This window comes from Serratia sp. TSA_198.1 (assembly GCF_052686505.1).
On the sequence record NZ_JBQZFP010000001.1, the window covers coordinates 817,624 to 836,136 of the forward strand.

The 18,513-nt window shown below is 54.7% G+C and carries 16 protein-coding genes; 7 read left to right on the forward strand and 9 right to left on the reverse strand.

Going from position 1 to position 18,513, the window contains the following annotated elements:
* Positions 1-128 precede the first annotated feature (128 nt).
* Complete coding sequence (locus tag ACUTSW_RS03815; protein WP_445583720.1) at positions 129-2,087, forward strand: sigma-54-dependent Fis family transcriptional regulator; 1,959 nt, start codon at positions 129-131, stop codon at positions 2,085-2,087.
* Between the two features lie 67 nt (positions 2,088-2,154).
* Positions 2,155-2,448, forward strand: coding sequence for a SelT/SelW/SelH family protein (locus ACUTSW_RS03820; RefSeq protein ID WP_063198314.1), 294 nt, complete (start codon positions 2,155-2,157; stop codon positions 2,446-2,448).
* Here ACUTSW_RS03820 and ACUTSW_RS03825 read toward each other — a convergent pair.
* From ACUTSW_RS03825 to ACUTSW_RS03835, 3 genes are all read right to left on the reverse strand, one after another.
* On the reverse strand, positions 2,445-3,263 hold the full coding sequence (locus ACUTSW_RS03825; RefSeq protein ID WP_445583721.1) for a heme/hemin ABC transporter substrate-binding protein: 819 nt from the start codon (positions 3,261-3,263) through the stop codon (positions 2,445-2,447). The two genes, ACUTSW_RS03820 and ACUTSW_RS03825, sit on opposite strands and share 4 nt — an antisense overlap.
* A gap of 107 nt (positions 3,264-3,370) precedes the next feature.
* Positions 3,371-5,728, reverse strand: a complete 2,358-nt coding sequence (locus tag ACUTSW_RS03830) for a TonB-dependent receptor domain-containing protein (RefSeq protein WP_445583722.1) — start codon at positions 5,726-5,728, stop codon at positions 3,371-3,373.
* A gap of 318 nt (positions 5,729-6,046) precedes the next feature.
* Positions 6,047-7,507: a serralysin family metalloprotease gene (locus tag ACUTSW_RS03835; RefSeq protein ID WP_445583723.1), complete on the reverse strand. Its 1,461-nt coding sequence runs from the start codon at positions 7,505-7,507 to the stop codon at positions 6,047-6,049.
* 308 nt (positions 7,508-7,815) lie between these two features.
* Between ACUTSW_RS03835 and ACUTSW_RS03840 the strand changes: the two genes are divergently transcribed.
* The 4 genes from ACUTSW_RS03840 to ACUTSW_RS03855 all read left to right on the forward strand — a co-directional run bounded on the left by ACUTSW_RS03840 (position 7,816) and on the right by ACUTSW_RS03855 (position 10,220).
* Complete coding sequence (locus ACUTSW_RS03840) at positions 7,816-8,310, forward strand: TIGR00645 family protein (RefSeq protein ID WP_062870808.1); 495 nt, start codon at positions 7,816-7,818, stop codon at positions 8,308-8,310.
* Positions 8,311-8,581: 271 nt separating this feature from the next.
* Positions 8,582-9,037, forward strand: a complete 456-nt coding sequence (fabZ, locus tag ACUTSW_RS03845; protein ID WP_004944391.1) for a 3-hydroxyacyl-ACP dehydratase FabZ — start codon at positions 8,582-8,584, stop codon at positions 9,035-9,037.
* A gap of 37 nt (positions 9,038-9,074) precedes the next feature.
* Complete coding sequence (locus tag ACUTSW_RS03850) at positions 9,075-9,863, forward strand: spermidine synthase (RefSeq protein ID WP_063198323.1); 789 nt, start codon at positions 9,075-9,077, stop codon at positions 9,861-9,863.
* Between the two features lie 162 nt (positions 9,864-10,025).
* A complete protein-coding gene (locus tag ACUTSW_RS03855) occupies positions 10,026-10,220 on the forward strand; it encodes a ribbon-helix-helix protein, CopG family (protein ID WP_006318355.1) in 195 nt (64 codons plus the stop codon).
* Positions 10,221-10,344: 124 nt separating this feature from the next.
* On the opposite strand, the gene ACUTSW_RS03860 is transcribed toward ACUTSW_RS03855, so the two are convergent.
* The 3 genes from ACUTSW_RS03860 to ACUTSW_RS03870 all read right to left on the reverse strand — a co-directional run bounded on the left by ACUTSW_RS03860 (position 10,345) and on the right by ACUTSW_RS03870 (position 13,130).
* On the reverse strand, positions 10,345-11,472 hold the full coding sequence (locus tag ACUTSW_RS03860) for a nickel/cobalt efflux transporter (RefSeq protein ID WP_445583724.1): 1,128 nt from the start codon (positions 11,470-11,472) through the stop codon (positions 10,345-10,347).
* An 8-nt stretch (positions 11,473-11,480) separates the two neighbouring features.
* Positions 11,481-11,750 carry a metal-sensing transcriptional repressor gene (locus ACUTSW_RS03865; protein WP_062790842.1) on the reverse strand — a complete coding sequence of 90 codons (270 nt, stop codon included), beginning with the start codon at positions 11,748-11,750 and terminating at the stop codon, positions 11,481-11,483.
* Between the two features lie 306 nt (positions 11,751-12,056).
* Positions 12,057-13,130: a LacI family DNA-binding transcriptional regulator gene (locus ACUTSW_RS03870; RefSeq protein WP_062790844.1), complete on the reverse strand. Its 1,074-nt coding sequence runs from the start codon at positions 13,128-13,130 to the stop codon at positions 12,057-12,059.
* Positions 13,131-13,396: 266 nt separating this feature from the next.
* Between ACUTSW_RS03870 and ACUTSW_RS03875 the strand changes: the two genes are divergently transcribed.
* Positions 13,397-14,662 carry a maltoporin gene (locus ACUTSW_RS03875; RefSeq protein ID WP_063198330.1) on the forward strand — a complete coding sequence of 422 codons (1,266 nt, stop codon included), beginning with the start codon at positions 13,397-13,399 and terminating at the stop codon, positions 14,660-14,662.
* Between the two features lie 142 nt (positions 14,663-14,804).
* Here the strand turns inward: ACUTSW_RS03875 and ACUTSW_RS03880 are convergent, their stop codons facing one another.
* The 3 genes from ACUTSW_RS03880 to ACUTSW_RS03890 all read right to left on the reverse strand — a co-directional run bounded on the left by ACUTSW_RS03880 (position 14,805) and on the right by ACUTSW_RS03890 (position 18,512).
* Complete coding sequence (locus ACUTSW_RS03880) at positions 14,805-15,125, reverse strand: PTS transporter subunit EIIB (RefSeq protein WP_004944371.1); 321 nt, start codon at positions 15,123-15,125, stop codon at positions 14,805-14,807.
* Positions 15,126-15,194: 69 nt separating this feature from the next.
* Positions 15,195-17,255 carry a beta-galactosidase gene (locus ACUTSW_RS03885; RefSeq protein WP_445584442.1) on the reverse strand — a complete coding sequence of 687 codons (2,061 nt, stop codon included), beginning with the start codon at positions 17,253-17,255 and terminating at the stop codon, positions 15,195-15,197.
* A gap of 51 nt (positions 17,256-17,306) precedes the next feature.
* The gene (locus tag ACUTSW_RS03890) at positions 17,307-18,512 is read right to left on the reverse strand and encodes a glycoside hydrolase family 53 protein (RefSeq protein WP_020439017.1); all 1,206 of its coding nucleotides are present in this window, start codon (positions 18,510-18,512) and stop codon (positions 17,307-17,309) included.
* Position 18,513: the final 1 nt, after the last annotated feature.

Here is an 18,513-nt window from a genome sequence, read left to right on the forward strand (position 1 = left end):
ATGCCAGCTCGAAAAGGGAGGAATTTGTGAGGCGATGCACAGATAACCGCAACAGAGTGACAACTAAATTGACATGTCAATTTCACATGACAATAAAATGAACATTACATTCCAAACTGGAGAACCGCATGCACACTGCCGCCGGACTGATGCCGATCAAAGACGAGAGCGACCCGATTTTCAGCCTCCCGGGAGGCCCGGAGGCCAGTGAATGGGATAGCCTGTTTTGGCAAGGCTGGCAGGTTTTTAATGAAGGCGGGCAACCCGGCTGGATCCGCAAGTCGATCCTGCAATCCTGGCAGCGTTCGCGTGAAAACGGCATCGACCCCGAGGAGTTTGTCTATCACTCGCCGCCCGCGGACCGGCTGCAGATGATTCTGGCGCAAAACAGCGAGCTGATTAAGGTGGCGCACGGCATCATGGAAAACCTGCTGGCCTATAACCCTGACGGCCACATCAACCTGACCGACGCCAACGGCGTCACCCTTCACTACTGCGGCGCGGATTTGACGCCGGTCGGCAGCATTCTGCGCGAGGACGTTCAGGGCACCAACTGCACCGCGCGCTGCCTGCGGGAACAGCGTCTGGTGTATGTGTTAAGCGGTGAAAACTGGAAAATGGGTCTGCGTCAGCGCCATCGCCAATGTGCGGCGGCACCGGTGCGTAACGCTGAAGGCGTGATGATCGGCGTGCTGACGCTCACCGCCACGCCGGATAACTTCAACGCCCACACCCTGGGCACCGTGCAGGCAGCTGCGGAGGCCGTCGGCCAACAGTTGCAGTTGCGTCGGCTGCTGGCGGAACAACAGTCCATTCTGGAAACGCTGAATGAAGGCGTTATTGTCTGCGATCGCCACGGCAGGCTGAAAACCGTCAACCGTTATGCGCGCCAGATTTTTGACGGCCTGGAGCCTGGCGACCTGTCCCTCGACGAGGTGCTGCGCCCGCAGTCCGGTTCGTTGCTGACCATGCCGTTTTGTAACGATCGTGAAATGGTCTTTATGCCCGAAGGCAAAGCGGCCCTCTCCTGCGTGATTTCGTTGATGCCCGCGCCGGATGACGGCCGGGTGCTCTCCCTGCGCGAGAACCAGCGTATTCGCGCCATCACCCGCCGCGTGATGGGGGTCAGCGCCAGCTATACCTTTGACATGATATACGGCCATTCCAGCCGCATACGGGAAGCCATTGCCAAGGCGCGCACCAGCAGCCGCAGCGACAGCACCGTTCTGCTGACCGGCGAGAGCGGAACCGGCAAAGAACTGTTTGCTCAGGCGATCCACAACGGCAGCGCACGCAGTAATGAACCCTTCGTTGCCGTTAACTGCGGTGCCTTGCCGCGCGATCTGGTGCAGAGCGAGCTTTTCGGTTACGTGGATGGTGCCTTTACCGGCTCGCGCCGTGGCGGTTCCGCCGGGAAATTTGAGCTGGCGGATGGCGGTACTCTGCTGCTCGATGAAATCGGCGAAATGCCGCTGGATGCGCAAACCAGTCTGCTGCGCGTGCTGCAGGAGAGTGAAGTGCTGCGGATCGGCGCCACGCACCCGGTGAAGGTCAACGTACGCATCGTGGCGGCCACCAATTGCGATCTGGCGCAGGCAGTAGAGAATGGCGCTTTCCGGCGCGATCTGTATTACCGCCTGAACGTCATCTCCCTCTCGGTTCCGCCGCTGCGCGAACGACGGGAAGATATCGCCGGGCTGGTTAACGGCTTTGTGCACAAACTCTGTACGCGCATGAAAAAAATCCCGCCGCAGGTGTCACCGCAGGCGATGGCCTGCCTTAGCGCCTGGCGTTGGCCGGGCAACGTGCGCGAACTGGAAAACCTGGTGGAACGAATGGTGAACCTGTGCGAAGGGTTGCAGATCGACGTGGGCGACCTGCCTGAGGAAATCACTCGTGATCTCACTGAGCCTGACGCAGCACCTTCCGCCAGGCTGGAAGATAACGAACGTACCCATATCATGCAGGTAATTGTATCCAGTGGCGGCAATCTGCGGCAGGCCGCGCGGCTGCTCGGGCTATCGCGCACCACGCTGTACAATAAAATCAATAAATGGCAGATCGATTTGACCCTGCTGCGCCCCTGATCGGCCGGCTTGACAGGGCTGCGGCGGCATCCGATGATGAGGAAATCTTACCGCCCAGGCCTGCTCAATGAAAACGTCCCCCGCTGTCACCATTCACTATTGTTCGCAATGCAACTGGCTGTTGCGCGCAGCGTGGATGGCGCAAGAATTGCTCCATACTTTCGGCACCGATTTGGCCGCCGTGACGCTGGTTCCCGGCACCGGCGGCATTTATGAGGTCACCGTGGATGGCTTTGTCATCTGGGATCGCAAAACAGAAGGCGGCTTCCCCGACGCGGCCGCGCTCAAACAGCGTTTACGCGATCGATGCTTCCCTGAGCGGCCATTAGGCCACGTGGATAACAAAGGCGTTAAAAGTTAAGGCGCGACGGCCTCGGCCGCCTGACGCAATTGCCCTATGGCCGTCGGCATATCCAGGCCAAAACTCAGCAAGGCGTTGTCATCAATCACCAGCAACTGCCGCTGCTTGCCCGCGGGGGTAAACGCCAACCCCGGCAATGCCCAGAGATTCGCTTCTCCGCCCATCCGTTGCAGGCTGGCCTTACCTATTACCAGCAACTGCGGCGCGGCGGCTACCAGCCCTTCCTGAGTCAGCGGCTGATAACGCGTCACGCCAGCCAGGGCATTGTCCAACCCGGCGCTGCGAATGGCGCCCTCTGCTGCGGTGCCGTTACCTGCCCCCATTGCCGCTATGCCAGTATGCGCCATGATAAACAGCACTCTGACCGGCAATCGATGAGTCGGTACGGCGGCGATTTGACGATCCAGTTTGGCCTGCAGGGCTTTCCCCTCTTTTTCTCGCCCCAAAGTGGCGGCAATGACGGCGATCTTTTCGTCGATCGCGCCAAGTTCGGGCTTACCCGTCACCGTCACGACTTTCACCCCAGCCTGTTCGACTTGGCGCAATGCCAAAGAGGGTTGCGCCAATTCGCTGGCGATCACCAACGAGGGCTTCATCGCCAGGATCCCCTCGGTGTTGAGCTGGCGCATATAACCGACATTCGGCAATGCTGTGGCTTGCGGCGGCTGCTGACTGGTGCTGTCGCGCGCGACCAACGTTTGCCCAGCGCCCAGAGCATAAATAATTTCCGTGACGTCTCCGCCAATCGCGATCACACGTTCGCCGGCAAATACCGAAAACGGCAGCGCCAGTAATCCGATAACCCATGATTTCATTCGAAGTCTCCTTTAAGCGCGTAATGGCCAGCCTCATTAAAGCGCGACAGCCGCCTTTCATTGACGAAAGGCGGCATAAACGCTAGCGGTTGATCAAAATGCGGTAGTTAGAAATCCACGTTGACGCCAAGCTGGAAGGTTCTTCCCGGCATGACGGCCAACGCATTGTCGTAGGCATCCTGACGGGTTGAGTCCGTGAGTTCACGGCTGCTCAGATAATCGCGGTATTTCCTGTCGGTGATGTTATACACGCCGCCGCTCAGTTTCACATTGCGGGCAACCTGCCAATAGGCGGACATATCCACCAGGCCGTAACCCGGCACGCGCAGATATTCCGTGGTGGCGTCGGTGAGCGTACTGCCGCTGGCGTTGTTGTAGCTTTCACGGTTGGTCGCCGTCGCCTGTTTGCCTTTGACGAAGGTTGCCGTTACCGCCGCGCCGTAGCGTTTCGCCGGATCATCCCAGGCTACGCCCACGATGGCTTTCATTGGCGCTACGCTGTCGATATCGACATATTTATCGCCGGAATAGCTGGACTTGGATTTGCCCTGGTTATATCCCAGCGCAAAATTCGCGCTCAGCCCGTTAACCTGCTCAAACCAGGTGCCAAAATTCACCCTGGTGCTGATTTCAGCGCCGTAGATATAGGCTTTATCACGGTTTTCCGCTTGATAAATGGTATAGATATTGGAAGGCACATTAGCGAACTTGTCCGGGCTGCTGGCCCGTTGATAACGGGTATACGCAATGAAGTTTTTATAGGTGTTGTAGAACAGCGACGTGCGCATTGTCACCCCGTCCACGACGTCTCCCTTCATGCCCCATTCCAGATTGTTGCTGGTTTCGGTGTTCAGATCGGCGTTGCCGATCAACGCATACTGCGCCGTGCCCGCATAGCTGGAGCCGAGATTCCATGAGCCGTAAAGCTGGCTGGCGTTCGGGAACTGTGCGCCACGCTTGTACTGCAAATAGGTCATCAGCGCCGGCGTAATATCGTACTCGACGCTGAGAGACGGCAATATCTGGGTGTCGGTGTTGCTTTTGCCGTATAACGTTTCCAGCTCGGACTCCGTCAGCACCGTGCTGCCGGTGGTCAGGCTGGTCAGGTTCTGCGGCTTGGTGCTTTGGTGAGCCACGCGCACGCCCGGCACCACGGCAAAACCGTGCCCGTCGAGATCAAATTGGATCTTGTCCTGCACAAAACCGCCCAACGCGTAGCTGCGGCTGTCTGATTCCGGTTGCATGATGGCCGTGGACACGCTGGGGGCCGGCTCTTCACGGAATGGCCGCTCGGTATCGGTTAACCTCGCGTTTAGCCCTCCGCTCAATGCATGACGCCCCAGCGTTTTGGTTATCAGCGTTTCAAAGCCGTAGGTATTGACGTTGTAGTCGGAGTAAACCCGCTCCATGCTGCCGGTACTGGTGGGCATGTAAGTGTTGTCATGCGCCTGGGTCTGTTGGTAATAGGCTTTTGATGTCAGGGTATCGACGAAATCATTGTACGGTGTCCATTCATCTTTCACGCTCACTCCCCAACGGCGCGTATTGCTCTGCTGTTGGGCGGTACCCAGGATGGCGCTGCCGGCCGAGTTCCAACTGTCGTAATGGGTGTGGTTGACTTTATCGTAGTAATCCACCGTGCCGGTGAGTTTGTGTTCGTCATTTGGCTGCCAGATACCGGACGCCATCAGCGCATTGGAATGCCAGTTGGCCGGGTAAGCCTGGTAAGTGCCACTGTTGTTGCGCGTTTCCTGGCCGTCGCGGCGGCTATAAACGAACACCCCGCGAAGTTGGTCATCGCCCGCAGCTGCGGTAATGCCGTTGTGCCAACTGCGGTTGGACGAGTCGTAATCGCTCTGGTAACCAAAGTAAGTCTGTTTGGACGGTGACAGGTACTGATCTGCCGACTTCGGCGAAAACGAAACAGCGCCGCCGATAGACGTATTGCTACGTTCAATCGAGGTCGCTCCCGATTCGATCTCCACCTGGCCGTACATGTAAGGGTCAATATAGTCCCTGCCGATGCCAAAGGTGTTAAGGCCGGCTCGGCTGACATAGCTGCGCCCGGTGGCGTCTGGCTGTGGAATGCCGTCGACATCCAGGCCGACGCGATTGCTCTCCAGGCCGCGAATGTTATACCCGGTGTAGCCGCTGCGATCGAAACCGCTTTTGCCCGAGGACGATCCTCCACTGACGCCCGTGGCGCTAATCAGCGGTTCATAACGCATGATCGAACCGAAATCATTTCCCCCTTTTTTCTGCATGTCTTGCGCGCTAATCGTGGTTATTGTCCCGGCCTTTTTCTCAATCACGGGCGCGACAACCGTTATTTCCTCTTCATTTTGCGTGGTCTTTTCTAATGGAGTTTTATTTACTTCAGCATTAGCGTTAAGGGAACTGCCGATCAACGTCCCCCATAGGATGGAATGCCCGATAATTCCCTGGTAATTAAAAGTTTTGCACATGTATTAACCCTGCAATAATTATTAGTATTTGCTCGCAGTTGCTTCGCCCCGGTAATTAATCGGGATCAAGGGTATTAACGAAAATTAACAATTTTATAAGAATGGTCTTTCTGCGTAGACTTAATAAAAGCATGTTAATGATAATGCTTATCATAAGCAATATCATTAAAACCCTATTATTTGCATTGGTGAGAAATTTCCTAACCGCTTACGAAATCCTTACAAAGCGGTTCGGGCAGTCAGTGTGCGAAAGGATTGTCATGAGGGGGGCGAATAAAACCATAAAAGAACGGTGGGCATAACCCACCGCATAAGGGCTTAAACAATAAAGTCCGTGGCGGCATTCGCCTGTCCGACGATTTGCACCAGGAAGTCCGGCCCGGCATTGCCATGGATATTCAGGGCTAACTCACTCAAATGAGTTTGCGCGTTGTAAGACAACAATGCCTCTCCCGCCTGGCCGCTGAGGTTCTCAACGAAATGAATAAAGTCGTTGCCTTTATCGCCATGGTTAAAGAAGGAAAGATCGATTTTGTCGATACCGCTCTCAAAGTCCAGGATCTTGTCAGGCGATTTATAAGGTGAATCACTCACGGCGGCGAAAACGAAAATATCCTTTCCGTTGCCGCCTGAGAGTTGATCTTGCCCACTTCCGCCGTAGATAACGTCATTACCGGCGCCGCCCTTGATAATATTGGCGGCGTTATTGCCGACAATCACATCATTGCCCGAACCGCCGATGGCATTTTCAATGGTTGCGCCCAGAGCGATGGAAACGTTGGCCTTCAATCCACCGACGTCGGAGTAGGAGCCTTCCGTCAGGTTAATGCGTTGGTTCTGGGTATATCCCGAGAAATCAAGCGTGTCATTGCCACCCGCATCCCAGACGGAGAAAATCAGTTTCTGGTTGCTGTCTTGCGCGCTGTAGAAATCCCGGCCGGTATTGGAATTGAACCCATACACCGTATCCCCGGTGCGCGTGGTGGTATTGGCCCCATAGAGATACTGAATGGCGGCAATATCGTCAACCAGCGGCGCTGCGGCAAAATGGCCACCGTTATCACCGCCGGTCACAGCTTCATCCCAATAACTCATCACGCTAAACTGACGGGTATCTTCGGCATAGGTCCCCTTCTCATAACTGGGATCCTGGCCGGCATTGTAAACACCCGGGTGATCCAACCCCAGCGTATGCCCAATTTCGTGAGTGATGCTCAAACGGCCGTAGTTACCCAGTTCGGGGTGCAAGTTGGCGTAAACACCATCTCGGGGATCCGCGTAATCGTAATTGATGTTGAACCAGCTTTGGCCGTCGGTATTATGCCCGCGGTAGTCGTTACCGGCACCGGTGTAAGGCTTAATCGCATAAGCCTGAGTATTACCCTCATAATTACCAAAGGTAATGTTGGACTTTTGCTCTGGGCCGACCTCAACAAAAGTCAGGTTTGCGACATCAGCCCAAGACTGCAAAGAAAGCTTGGCTTGCGCCTGTTGTTCGGCAGTAAAGGCGCTAAGGCCGGTATCTGGAGAACCGAAACGGGCATTTAAATTACTCTGATTATAATCCCAATCAGGAAAGGAATAAGTGACGGTAGCCCCTTTGCCGGTGACATGAACGCCATTCCAGGTTTGTTCACTGCGCGCTATTTGCTTGCCGGCCTCTTCCACACCGAAAGAAGGCTTATTATTGAGGGTTAAACCATTACCTCTATTATGGTAATTCAGTAGATCATTAACACTGTCCCAACCGCTTGTTTTTCCATTCAGGGAATTTTCCATGACGTTCTCCAATAGGTAGATTTATTTCCGATATATATAATTCAGTTTCGATATAAAACACCGATTAAATTCCTAATTACAGCATTTAAATGCTAGTACGATTTATGGAGAGCTCAATATATAGTGCGAAAATAACCAAAAATGGATGATAACCCCAGAGAACACGCACTGAGTAAAAGGGAATTACCCGTCATAAAATGCCCGGCCTCCTGGAAGTAACCCATCCCCGTACAAGGTGCTGCGCTTGCCTTCTGCCGGGCGTCCTGAGCTATACTGTGCGCCTCTTTTGGTAACAAACTCAGATGACTATGGAACGCTTTATAGAAAACGCTATGTATGCCTCTCGCTGGCTGCTGGCACCGGTTTACTTTGGCTTGTCGCTGGCGCTGGTGGCGCTGTCGATCAAATTCTTCCAGGAGATAGTGCATGTTCTGCCGAACATCTTCTCCATAACCGAAGGGGATCTGGTGCTCACCCTGCTTTCGCTGATCGACATGGCGCTGGTGGGTGGCCTGTTGGTCATGGTGATGTTCTCGGGCTATGAAAACTTTGTTTCGCAGTTGGATATCAGCGAACATAAAGAAAAGTTGAGCTGGCTGGGGAAAATGGATGCCACCTCTCTGAAGAGCAAGGTAGCCGCATCCATTGTCGCTATCTCTTCCATTCACCTGTTGCGGGTGTTTATGGATGCCAAGAACGTGCCGGACAATAAGCTGATGTGGTATGTGATTATCCACCTCACCTTCGTGCTTTCCGCTTTCCTGATGGGCTACCTCGATAAAATAACGCGTGATAAACACTGATTCACCGTTCTGGCCGCTATCGCCCTGATGGCGGCCCTCTCTCCCCGCCTCAAAAAAATTATTAATCAATCAGTTGTATGACAATCTCAATCGTCAGCTTCAATCGTTAACTTCAGGTTACGTTGTCACTAAACGGCGTTTAATCCCCGACCTGGCGATTTTCAGTTAGTGCATATGATGATAATAACATTATAATGCTATTACATTCCCGCCGGGCGCATAAGCCACCGCTGGCCGAGCTTCGTCCCGCTGACAGGATCCAAAATCAATCATGCCGCTGAATGGAAATCCACTACAGTACCAGGATGTTCAATCTATCCTGCCACACCGGTTCCCCTGTCTGCTGGTCGACCGCATTCTGCCTGCCGGCACGTCGATTTCTGAAGGGCGCTTGAGCGCCATCAAAAACATCACCGCCAATGAGCCGACCTTTTGGACCGGCCACCACCAGACCACCGTTTTCCCTGGCATCCTGATGGTGGAAGCCTTGGCGCAGAGTACCGGCCTGCTGGCCCACTACTTTCTCGGCCCACTGTCAGAAGGCGAGCATTATTACTTTGCGTCCATTCAACGCGCCCGTTTCTACCGCTCGGCCCAACCCGGCGACCAATTGCGCATGGATGTCGCCTTTGTCCGGCAACGATCCGGCATTGCCCGTTTTTCCGGGATGGCGACGGTCAATGGCCGCCGCATCTGTACGGCCGAATTTATGTGCGCCCGTAAATAAGCCCCCCGTTTTCTAAAGGAGCCAAAGCGAAGCTACCATGTCTATTGTTGATAAGTTGCTAAATAGCCTTGATTTCTCTCCCCGTGGACAAGTCATCGCCCGGGAGGAAGACCATTGCGGTGAAATTATCGTTTCTGACCACAAAGACTACCGTACCCTGCGTTTCGACGGCATTTGCGAGCAGAGCAAAATGTGCATCAGCGCGCCGCAGGTGCCGGTGCACAACTACATAAAAACCATGCTGATGGCGGTGGCCTGGCAGCCGCCTTCGGCGGCGCTGATCCTCGGTCTTGGGGGCGGCAGCCTGGTGCGGGCATTGCATGCCTATGATCCCAACATGCTGCTGGACGTGGTGGAACTGCGCCCGGCGGTGGTGTCTGTCGCCCGCCGTTATTTCACCCTGCCCGCCGATGAAACGGTCACCTTGCACACCGCCGATGCCGCCGACTTTTTACGGGCTCCCGCCACTCGGCAATATGATCTGATATTTTCCGATCTTTACAGCGCCTTCGCGATGGACCCGCAACAGGGCACGCGAAATTTTCTGGAGCAATGCGCCGGTCGCCTTTCGCCTCAGGGCTGGTTGGTGCTGAATTATCATGAGGTGCCCGATGACAGCACGCTGCTGTATCACAGCTTGCACTGTGCGTTTAAAACCGTTCTTTACTGCGTGGCACCCAGCGGCAACGTCATTATTTACGCTACACCGGGCCATGTTGAGACGCCGCTCAGCCTGCTGCGCCGCCTTTCCGCCGCCGTCGGCCCGACCTTTGGCTGTGATTTAGGTTTTCTGTCGCGCAAAATTGAGCGGCTGCATTTTAACTAAAAAGCTGCGCCTATTCGTGCTACAGGTGAGGAGCATGCAGAACACCTGTCTCAGGCTTGGGGTGTAGCGGTATTAAACACAGTTATTTAGAAGATGCGGGTCGGATAGCCGATTACCCAGCATGCCATTATCATTTGATTATCATCCTCTGGAGGAATCCTCATGGAAAAGAAAACGGCACGACTGACGATACTCATCGATCCGGATAAGAAAAAAGCCCTTGAAGAGCTGTGCCTGCAACAGGACGTCACCCCGTCTCAGGTGATCCGGCAACTGATACGGGACTATTTGCACAAACATCAGGTGGAATACCCCAGTCAACCGACCCGTTCCAATCCCCGGGTAGATAACACCTGACCCGAGGATTGAAGCCGGATGGCGCACGGAATGCGCCATCTCAACCGCCGGGTTCATCAGCCCTGGCGTCTTCCCGTAGAGAACCCGTGCCGTTTAGCCGCGGCCGCCAATGCGCGGGGCCACATCAATTCATCAAACCTGTCCAACCGTGGATACCCATGTAGATACCCACCGCGGCAATCAATATGCTTGAAAAGTAAGGGGCACGGCGGGCCAATGTGTTGAAACCGCTCCAGCGTTTTGTCGCCTGCCTGACGCTATAAGCGGCAGCAACACCCACCACCACCAAGGTTATAGCCAGGCCGATGCTAAAACACAGTACCAATGCCGCGCCTAAGGTAAATGCCTTCACCTGGATGCACAGCAGCAGTACGGTGATTGCCGCAGGGCATGGGATCAATCCGCCCGTCAGGCCAAAGAGAATAATCTGACCGGTCGTCACATTTTGGTTGGCAAAACGACGTTTGATATCGTTGGCGTGCGCTTTCTCATGGGCATCCTGATACTCCTGCGAAGAAACATCCAAGCCTGCCAACGCCGAATGGTCGTGATCGTGGTGATGCTCATGTTCTTTGAACTCGACATCATAGTCATGAGAATGCCCGCCATGACCTAAGGATAAACGCGCCGTGAAATTATGCGGTTCAGGGATCGCATGCACGGATTGCAAGAAGCCGTCTTTTTCCTCGAATGCAAAAATCTGCGAGAAGCCCTTTTCGCGCATAGTGGTCACGGTGACCGACTTTGCTCCCCAGTTTTGCCCAGCGACATTTCTTAAACGCCAATGCGGTGGCATGCCGTCTTCAAAGATCGACAATTCAACGCGCCCATGGCCAGTATCAATCAGGTGTGATTCGTCATGGCCCTGATGTTCATGCTCATAAGCTTGTTCGGCTTTCCACTGTTGTTCACCCCGCCAGGTACGCCAAAACATCCAAAGTGCGGTACCCAAGATAATGATCGAGGAAAAGAGTTGAAAATAAGGTTCTGTCGCCTCTGCGGTAAACTGACGGCTCAAATACATGCCGCCAAAAGCGATTAGCCACACTATCGCCGTATGCGAGACAGTCGCCGCCAGCCCCAGCAAAACCGCCTGTTTCATCGTGCCGCGAATAGCCACAATGAAGGCGGCCATCATCGTTTTGGAGTGTCCAGGTTCAAGACCATGCAAGGCACCCAGCAAAATAGCGCTGGGGATAAACAGCCAGGCGTTACCCACGCCTTGCTGCAGCAGGGAGGAAAAATCGGGCATGACGCACCTCAGAGATACTTTGTTATTTCTTTAAATTCACGGATAACTGCCGGTGATACTTCCCCGTCAGCCTTCACGGCGTGATCCAGACAGTGATCGAGGTGATCATGGATGAGCGTTTTTTTTGCATTAGTCACCGCCTTTTCAACCGCCTGAAGCTGTTGTGCGATATCAAGGCAGGTTCTTCCATTTTCCAGCATCAGGATTGTACTGTTCAGATGACCCGCTGCACGCTTGAGTCGCTTGATGATATCGGGGTGTGTTTCATGTTGATGCATAGTTGCATCCTATGGGGGGGGATAGGATGAATATACCTGGTATCTACTGAGATCGCACCCGTCGTCGAGGGTATGTTTGAAGGTCATTGCACTGATTGTGAGCGCACTTCGATGGGAGGCTGGCCGAGGTAGATAAATGGAGATCGTTACACCAGAGGGCGGCATGGGTGCATTGGGCGTGATGTCAGTCGGCGCGGATCTGCATTCAGCGGTCTTGAGAGCGCTTGCCGATTCGCGCCGACTGGCGATTTGGGACGCAAACACCGGAGCCGGGTAATATCGATGTCGAACAACGTCTGGCAGCGATCACTGCTCCAGGCGTTGCGCCAACAGGCGCAGCTGTTCGGCAATCTGCTTCAAATCCTTGTCATTATGCTCGCGCGGCCCGGTGGAATTGCGGATCACCAGCTTTGCCGACAGAATCGATGACGCACGCGACAGCTCGCTCTCGCTGGTGTTGAGCACCTTCCTGACCGCTTCCTTGCCCTGCAAATCCAGATCCAGCGAGACGGTGGTCAGCGCCGGGTAGAAGAAGGCGCTTTCATAAGCATCGTCATAGCCAATCACCGACTTTTGCCCCGGTATCGGCAGTTGGTTCTGATGGAAGGCGCTTAGCAGCCCGAGCGCCATTTGGTCATTCCCCACCAACACCGCCGAGAAATGCGGGGTCTCACGCAGCATCTGCAATGCGCCGGCGTAACCGCTTTGCGCATCCCAGTTGCCGTGCAGCACCGTGACCGGCGTCAGGCCATAATCCTGCAGCGCATCCTGCCAGTTCTTCAGCCGCAAATTGGCCGAAATGGAGTATTGCGGCCCAGCCAGCAAGGCAAAGTCGCGGTGCCCCAGCTCGTAAAGGTACTTGACGCTGGCGCGGGTGCCGTCCGCCGGGTTGAAAGAAACGTTAAACACTGAACTGTAAGGGTCAACGTCGAGGAACAGGCAGGTAATGTCATCGTTGTCCGCGGCGATTTTTTCCGCCACCGCCGTCTCCAGCGGTACGTTGATGATGACCTTTTCTACCCGCTGCGACTTGAGATCGTTGATCGAGTCCTGAATGCCATGATTGACGTTCTCATCAATCATTGAAATCAGCACCTGATAGCCTTCCGCATTGGCGTAACGTTTTACCGCCGCCGCCACTTGCGAAGGCGCATGCAGAGCCAGGGAGACGGTGACCAGCCCCAACGTTCGGCTCTGTTTGCCCACCAACTGCTGCGCCAGGCGATTGGGCACATACCTGAGGAGCTCAATAGATTGTTCAACCTTGCGGCGCGTGGTTTCAGAGACATTGGCTGACTTGTTCAACACGCGTGAAACCGTCTGGTAAGACACGCCGGCATGGCGGGCAACATCCTCTAACGTGGTGTTTTTCGACTTCATAATCCGTTCCCTGTGATTGCTCTGGATTGATTGTAACAGGCCCCCTCCTCACCGCATAGTTACCCCGATCACATCCATCAAATTTCCAAAAAAGTTATTCGTTCACATATCAAACCTTAGTGATCTCTCTCACTAACCGTTACAAATCCTGCTGTTTTATTTGCACTAAATCACAATAAATCAATAACGCGATTGTTTGTTGTCATGATTAGCCATTCTATTGCTGCGTGGATGTGAACGTAATACAAAAACATAATGAGGCATACATGAAAACAAGACTACGCACATTGTCTGTCGCCTTGGCGATGGCGCTTTCCTCACCGGTCGCCTTTGCCGCCGAAACCCCAGGGATCGATTTCCATGGCTATCTGCGCTCCGGGGTCGGGGTATCCCAGGATGGTGGGTTAGAAGAATGGCAGAAGAACAAAATTGGCCGTCTGGGCAACGAATCCGATACCTACGGAGAGATCGAACTGGGCAGCGAAGTCTACAAAAAGAACGACGTCAGCTTCTATCTCGACACTATGGTCAGCATGGTGTCGGACGGCTCCAACGACAATGAAACCACGCTGGGGGATGACGCGCAATTCGGTCTGCGTCAGCTTAATCTGCAAATCAAAGGGCTGATCCCGGGCGACCCGAACGCGGTGATCTGGGGCGGCAAGCGCTACTATCAGCGTCATGACCTGCACATCATCGATACCAAATACTGGAACATTTCAGGTGCCGGCGCCGGCGTGGAAAACCTCTCCTTCGGGCCGGGCGCCATCTCCGTCGCCTGGATCCGCGGTGACGGCAACGACGTGGACTACCGCGTCGACAACGATAACGACCTCAACATCAACTATCTCGACCTGCGCTATGCCGGCTGGAAGCCGTGGACCGGCGCCTGGACCGAGTTTGGTATCGATTATGCGATGCCGAACCCGACCAACAAGCAAAAAGAGTACGGCGGCCTGTACGATGCGGAAAACGGCGTGATGCTGACCGGCGAGATCAGTCAGGACATGTTGGGCGGCTATAACAAAATGGTGTTGCAATACGCCACCAAGGGCCTGGCGCAGAACATGGTGTCCCAGGGCGGCGGTTGGTATGACGTCTGGAACAACACCCGCGATGCCACCGGTTACCGGGTGATCAATACCGGCCTGATCCCGATTACCGATAAATTCTCCCTCAACCACGTGTTGACCTGGGGTTCCGCCAGCGATCTCAGCGATATGATCGACAAGAGTAACCTGATCTCTCTGGTGGGTCGGGCACAGTACCAGTTCACGCAGTACGTGCGCGGCATTGGCGAAGCCGGCGCTTTCTACCAGAAAGATGACCACAAAGACGGCAGCCATTACAAGCAAGGCGGCGAGAAGTACACGTTGGCGCTGGGGTTGGCGGATGGACCGGAATTCATGTCCCGCCCTGAATTGCGCGTATACGCCTCCTATCTCAACGATTCAGAGCAAGGCAATTCATTCAAGGACGGCACCGCCAGCAATACCTGGAACTTTGGCGTGCAGGTTGAAGCCTGGTGGTAACAGGCACAATTCAGGGTAAATAACGGCTCTTGGCTTATTGGCAGTAGCTTAATTCTCTCATCATTATCTTCTGTGTCTTTGACGATGCTCTCCGGTTGCGGTCGTCCATTGGTAACCCCCTTGGGGGGTTACCAATTATTTTTTATTCCTGATGATTAACTGAAAAACGCTCCGCCAATAATTTACGCAAATTATCTGACTGTTTGCCAAATATCGCGTGCACCTCCTGACCAATAATAATCACCCCCAGCGCTCCCGACTGTTGCAATCCTTCCGTATCGACTTTGGCTAAATCCGTCACCGTTACACGCAAGCGAGTAATACAGGCATCGACATGCTGGATATTTTCTCGGCCGCCCAAATGCCGCATCAGCGTTTCTAAAAACGGCATATCGACGTTATTATCTTCCACCGGCGATTTCGGGTGCGAGAAATAATGCGTAAAGGCTTTTAAACTGACCATGGTTATTTCCTCATAAGATACAGACGTAAAAAAACGCCCGTTCGATTGAACGGGCGCAAGGGGAAGAAACTAGGCCAACTTGCGGGTCAATATGCGGCAGCCCCAGGGGGCCAACGTCATTTCACCCTGTAGAGCCTCAGCATTCGACATATCGGTATACTCCCCCGGCAGCTCCACGGCTTTAGTCTTGTCGCTGTAGTTCTGCACGATAATGAACTCGGATTCACCGTCGGTACGCCGCTGTGCGGTCACGCTCGGCGGCAATGCCGTATCCAGTGCGCGCGGCAACGCCAGCTGTTGCGCTATCGCCATAAAGAAATCACGCTGGAAAGAGGCATCGTTGCGCGAAGCGACATACCACGCCTTACCGTCGCCAAAGCGGTTGACCGTCAACGCCGGGCGGCCGGCATAGAAGTCGCCGCCGTAAACCGCCTGCGCGGTGGCGCCCTCCAGATTGATCAACTCGCACAGGTGGCGCGCCTGATAGCGGCCCTGCAAGCCCAACTCGTTGCCCGGCACGCCGCGAATGCTGTTGGTTTCGTCATCCGTCAGGCTGTCGATCTCTTCCGCCCAGATCCCCAGCAACGGCCGCAGTGGCCCTGGGAAACCACCCAAATGGCACAGGTCGCTTTCATTGACGATGCCGCTCCAGTAGCTGACGACAAACTGCCCGCCCTGCCGGACAAAGGCCTCCGCCCGCGCGGCAAAACCTTCGCGCACCATATACAGCATCGGCGCAATCACCAGCTTGTAGCCGGAAAGATCGCAATCGGCATTGATGATATCCACCGCAATGCCCTGTTCCCAGAACGGACGATAATGATCCACCACCGTCTGCTCGTAATGCAGCCCGGCGTTGCGCGGCCCTTGGGCATCGTCCATCGCCCAGCGGCTTTCCCAGTCGAAGATAATCGCCACCCGCGCCTCGACCCGGCTACCGGCGACCGGTGCCATGGCGGCCAACAACCGGCCCAGTTCGCTCACCTCCTTGCCGACGCGAGTATCCAGCCGCCCGGAATGGTCAATCACCGCGCCGTGGAACTTCTCCACCGAGCCGCGGCTTTTGCGCCACTGGAAGTACTGCACCGAATCCGCACCGTGCGCAACCGCCTGCAGTGAGGAGAGAATATGCATGCCCGGTTTCTTCAGCTTGCTGATCGGCTGCCAGTTGGTGACGCTCGGCGTCGATTCCATCAGCACAAAAGGCTTGCCCTGTTTCAGGCTGCGCATCAGGTCGTGGAACATGGCGGTATAGCAGGCCAGGCCGGTTTCATCCTGCCGGTTATGCCACATCGGATAACTGTCCCAGGAGATGAAATCGATGACTTTCGACATCTGCCAATAATCGTAATCGTAGAAATATTCCATAAAATTGGTGGTGGCCGGCAAGTCCGGATTGGCCGCTTTCAGCGGCGCAATTTCCTGCGCGCAGAAATCGGTGGCCTGGGTGCTGCAAAAACGCCGCCAGTCCAGGTTCAGACCATGAATCGACACCTCGCCCTGCGGCGCAGGCGATTCAATCTGCGACCAGTCGCTGTAGGTGTGGCTCCAGAAATCGCTCCACCAGGCCTCGTTCAATTGCTCCAGCGTCTGATAACGCTGCTGCAGCCACGCGCGGAAATCACTCTGGCAACGGCTGCAATGGCACTCGCCGCTGTATTCGTTGGAAATATGCCAACCAATCACCGCCGGGTGGTGCGCATAGCGCTGAGCCAACGCCAGGTTGATCTCATTCACCTTGCGGCGATACACCGGGGATGACAGGCAATGGTTGTGTCGGCCGCCGTGCAACGCCGGTACCCGATTGCGCCCTACGCGCAACACCTCCGGGTATTTCTGCGACAACCACGCTGGGCGTGCGCCGCTTGGCGTAGCCAAAAATACGTGAATGCCCTGCTCATATAACTTATTCAGCACGTCGTCTAACCAGGCGAATTGATATTTCCCCTCTTCAGGTTCCAGCTTCGACCAGCTGAATATCCCCACCGACATAATATTGCAGCTAGCCTGCTTCATCAGTTCTACATCTTTCTCCACCATGCCCGGATAATTAACCCATTGTTCCGGGTTGTAGTCGGCCCCATGCAATAGGCCAGGCACCTTTGCACTCAAAGGAGGAAATTTATTCATCATAATTCCTTAGAAAGTAATCACTGAAATTCTTTATTACGGACGACGCAATTAATTAAATGACTTTAATGAAGGCAGCACTTTACCCTGGCAATCAAACAGCGCCTGATTTTCACGCGCGTTGCCATCCTTGCCGGATTCACCGATATATTTCATCCCGGCCGGCGTAGCCCAGCCGGCGCCCGGCACGGCGATCCAGGTCGGTTCCCAATAAAACACGCCTTTGCCACGGTTATCCGGCACGTTAATGATGCTTTGCATCAGATCGCGAATAAAATCGGCCTGCCCCTGAACGGTGCCCGGATATCCCCCATCCTGCGCTTCTTTGGCGGAGAAACTGTTGTCGGTATCATCGCAATTTTCCAGGCCATAACCGTAAGCGGCCTCAACCACAATCACGTCTTTGTTATAGCGCTTGCTGATGTCGTCCATATTGGTTTGCAGCTTTGAGATAGGGCCGTCCCAATAGGTGTACATCGATAAACCTATGACATCGAACGGCACATTGCGCCGGGTTATCTCGTCAAACCACCAACGGAAAGTGTCATTCTTGGTGCCCTCGGCCAAATGCAGCATGATTTTCACCTGTGAAGGCGAATCGAGGTTTTCCCGCAGCCCGGCGATCGCCGCGTTCAGCAACCCGGCCAGGCGATCAAACTCCCCGCCGCCCTGGCCCCAGCTTTTGCCTTCCGGCCACAGAATGCCGCCATTAATCTCGTTGCCGATCTGCACCATATCCGGCAACACGCCTTGCTGCTTGAAGCTGGCGATGGTGTCGCGGGTATAATCATGGATCGCCGTTTTCAACTGGTCATAGCTCATTTTGTCCCAGGCTTTAGGCTTGAACTGCTTGCCGGGATCGGTCCAGAAGTCGCTGTAATGGAAATCCAGCAGCAGCTTCATGCCCTGCGCCTTGACGCGCTTGGCCAGCGCCAGCGTGGTGGCGAGATTGTTATTGCCGGCACCATAAGGTTGGCCTGCGCTGTCTTGCGGATCGACCCACAGGCGCAGACGCACATAGTTCACGCCGTTGTGTTTGAGGATAACCAGCGGATCCTGTTGAACGTTGTTCTGGTCGTAGAACTTGCCGCCGTGCTGCTCCACATCCGCCAGGGTAGAAATATCCACGCCCTTGATAAAGCCGGCCGGAACATTGTTCAGCGGTTTGATGATGACGCTGTCCGCCGCAAACGCCGTGGCGGACAGCAGCCCGGCCGCCAGACACAGGCTTAATAAAGCCGGTTTGAATGTTTTCATC

What these genes read in the sequence shown, in the direction of transcription:
- ACUTSW_RS03815 (WP_445583720.1), top strand. Translation starts at nt 129, where the DNA reads ATGCACACTGCCGCCGGACTGATGCCGATCAAAGACGAGAGCGACCCG.
- ACUTSW_RS03820 (WP_063198314.1), top strand. Translation starts at nt 2,155, where the DNA reads ATGAAAACGTCCCCCGCTGTCACCATTCACTATTGTTCGCAATGCAAC.
- ACUTSW_RS03825 (WP_445583721.1), bottom strand. Translation starts at nt 3,263, where the DNA reads ATGAAATCATGGGTTATCGGATTACTGGCGCTGCCGTTTTCGGTATTT.
- ACUTSW_RS03830 (WP_445583722.1), bottom strand. Translation starts at nt 5,728, where the DNA reads ATGTGCAAAACTTTTAATTACCAGGGAATTATCGGGCATTCCATCCTA.
- ACUTSW_RS03835 (WP_445583723.1), bottom strand. Translation starts at nt 7,507, where the DNA reads ATGGAAAATTCCCTGAATGGAAAAACAAGCGGTTGGGACAGTGTTAAT.
- ACUTSW_RS03840 (WP_062870808.1), top strand. Translation starts at nt 7,816, where the DNA reads ATGGAACGCTTTATAGAAAACGCTATGTATGCCTCTCGCTGGCTGCTG.
- fabZ (WP_004944391.1), top strand. Translation starts at nt 8,582, where the DNA reads ATGCCGCTGAATGGAAATCCACTACAGTACCAGGATGTTCAATCTATC.
- ACUTSW_RS03850 (WP_063198323.1), top strand. Translation starts at nt 9,075, where the DNA reads ATGTCTATTGTTGATAAGTTGCTAAATAGCCTTGATTTCTCTCCCCGT.
- ACUTSW_RS03855 (WP_006318355.1), top strand. Translation starts at nt 10,026, where the DNA reads ATGGAAAAGAAAACGGCACGACTGACGATACTCATCGATCCGGATAAG.
- ACUTSW_RS03860 (WP_445583724.1), bottom strand. Translation starts at nt 11,472, where the DNA reads ATGCCCGATTTTTCCTCCCTGCTGCAGCAAGGCGTGGGTAACGCCTGG.
- ACUTSW_RS03865 (WP_062790842.1), bottom strand. Translation starts at nt 11,750, where the DNA reads ATGCATCAACATGAAACACACCCCGATATCATCAAGCGACTCAAGCGT.
- ACUTSW_RS03870 (WP_062790844.1), bottom strand. Translation starts at nt 13,130, where the DNA reads ATGAAGTCGAAAAACACCACGTTAGAGGATGTTGCCCGCCATGCCGGC.
- ACUTSW_RS03875 (WP_063198330.1), top strand. Translation starts at nt 13,397, where the DNA reads ATGAAAACAAGACTACGCACATTGTCTGTCGCCTTGGCGATGGCGCTT.
- ACUTSW_RS03880 (WP_004944371.1), bottom strand. Translation starts at nt 15,125, where the DNA reads ATGGTCAGTTTAAAAGCCTTTACGCATTATTTCTCGCACCCGAAATCG.
- ACUTSW_RS03885 (WP_445584442.1), bottom strand. Translation starts at nt 17,255, where the DNA reads ATGAATAAATTTCCTCCTTTGAGTGCAAAGGTGCCTGGCCTATTGCAT.
- ACUTSW_RS03890 (WP_020439017.1), bottom strand. Translation starts at nt 18,512, where the DNA reads ATGAAAACATTCAAACCGGCTTTATTAAGCCTGTGTCTGGCGGCCGGG.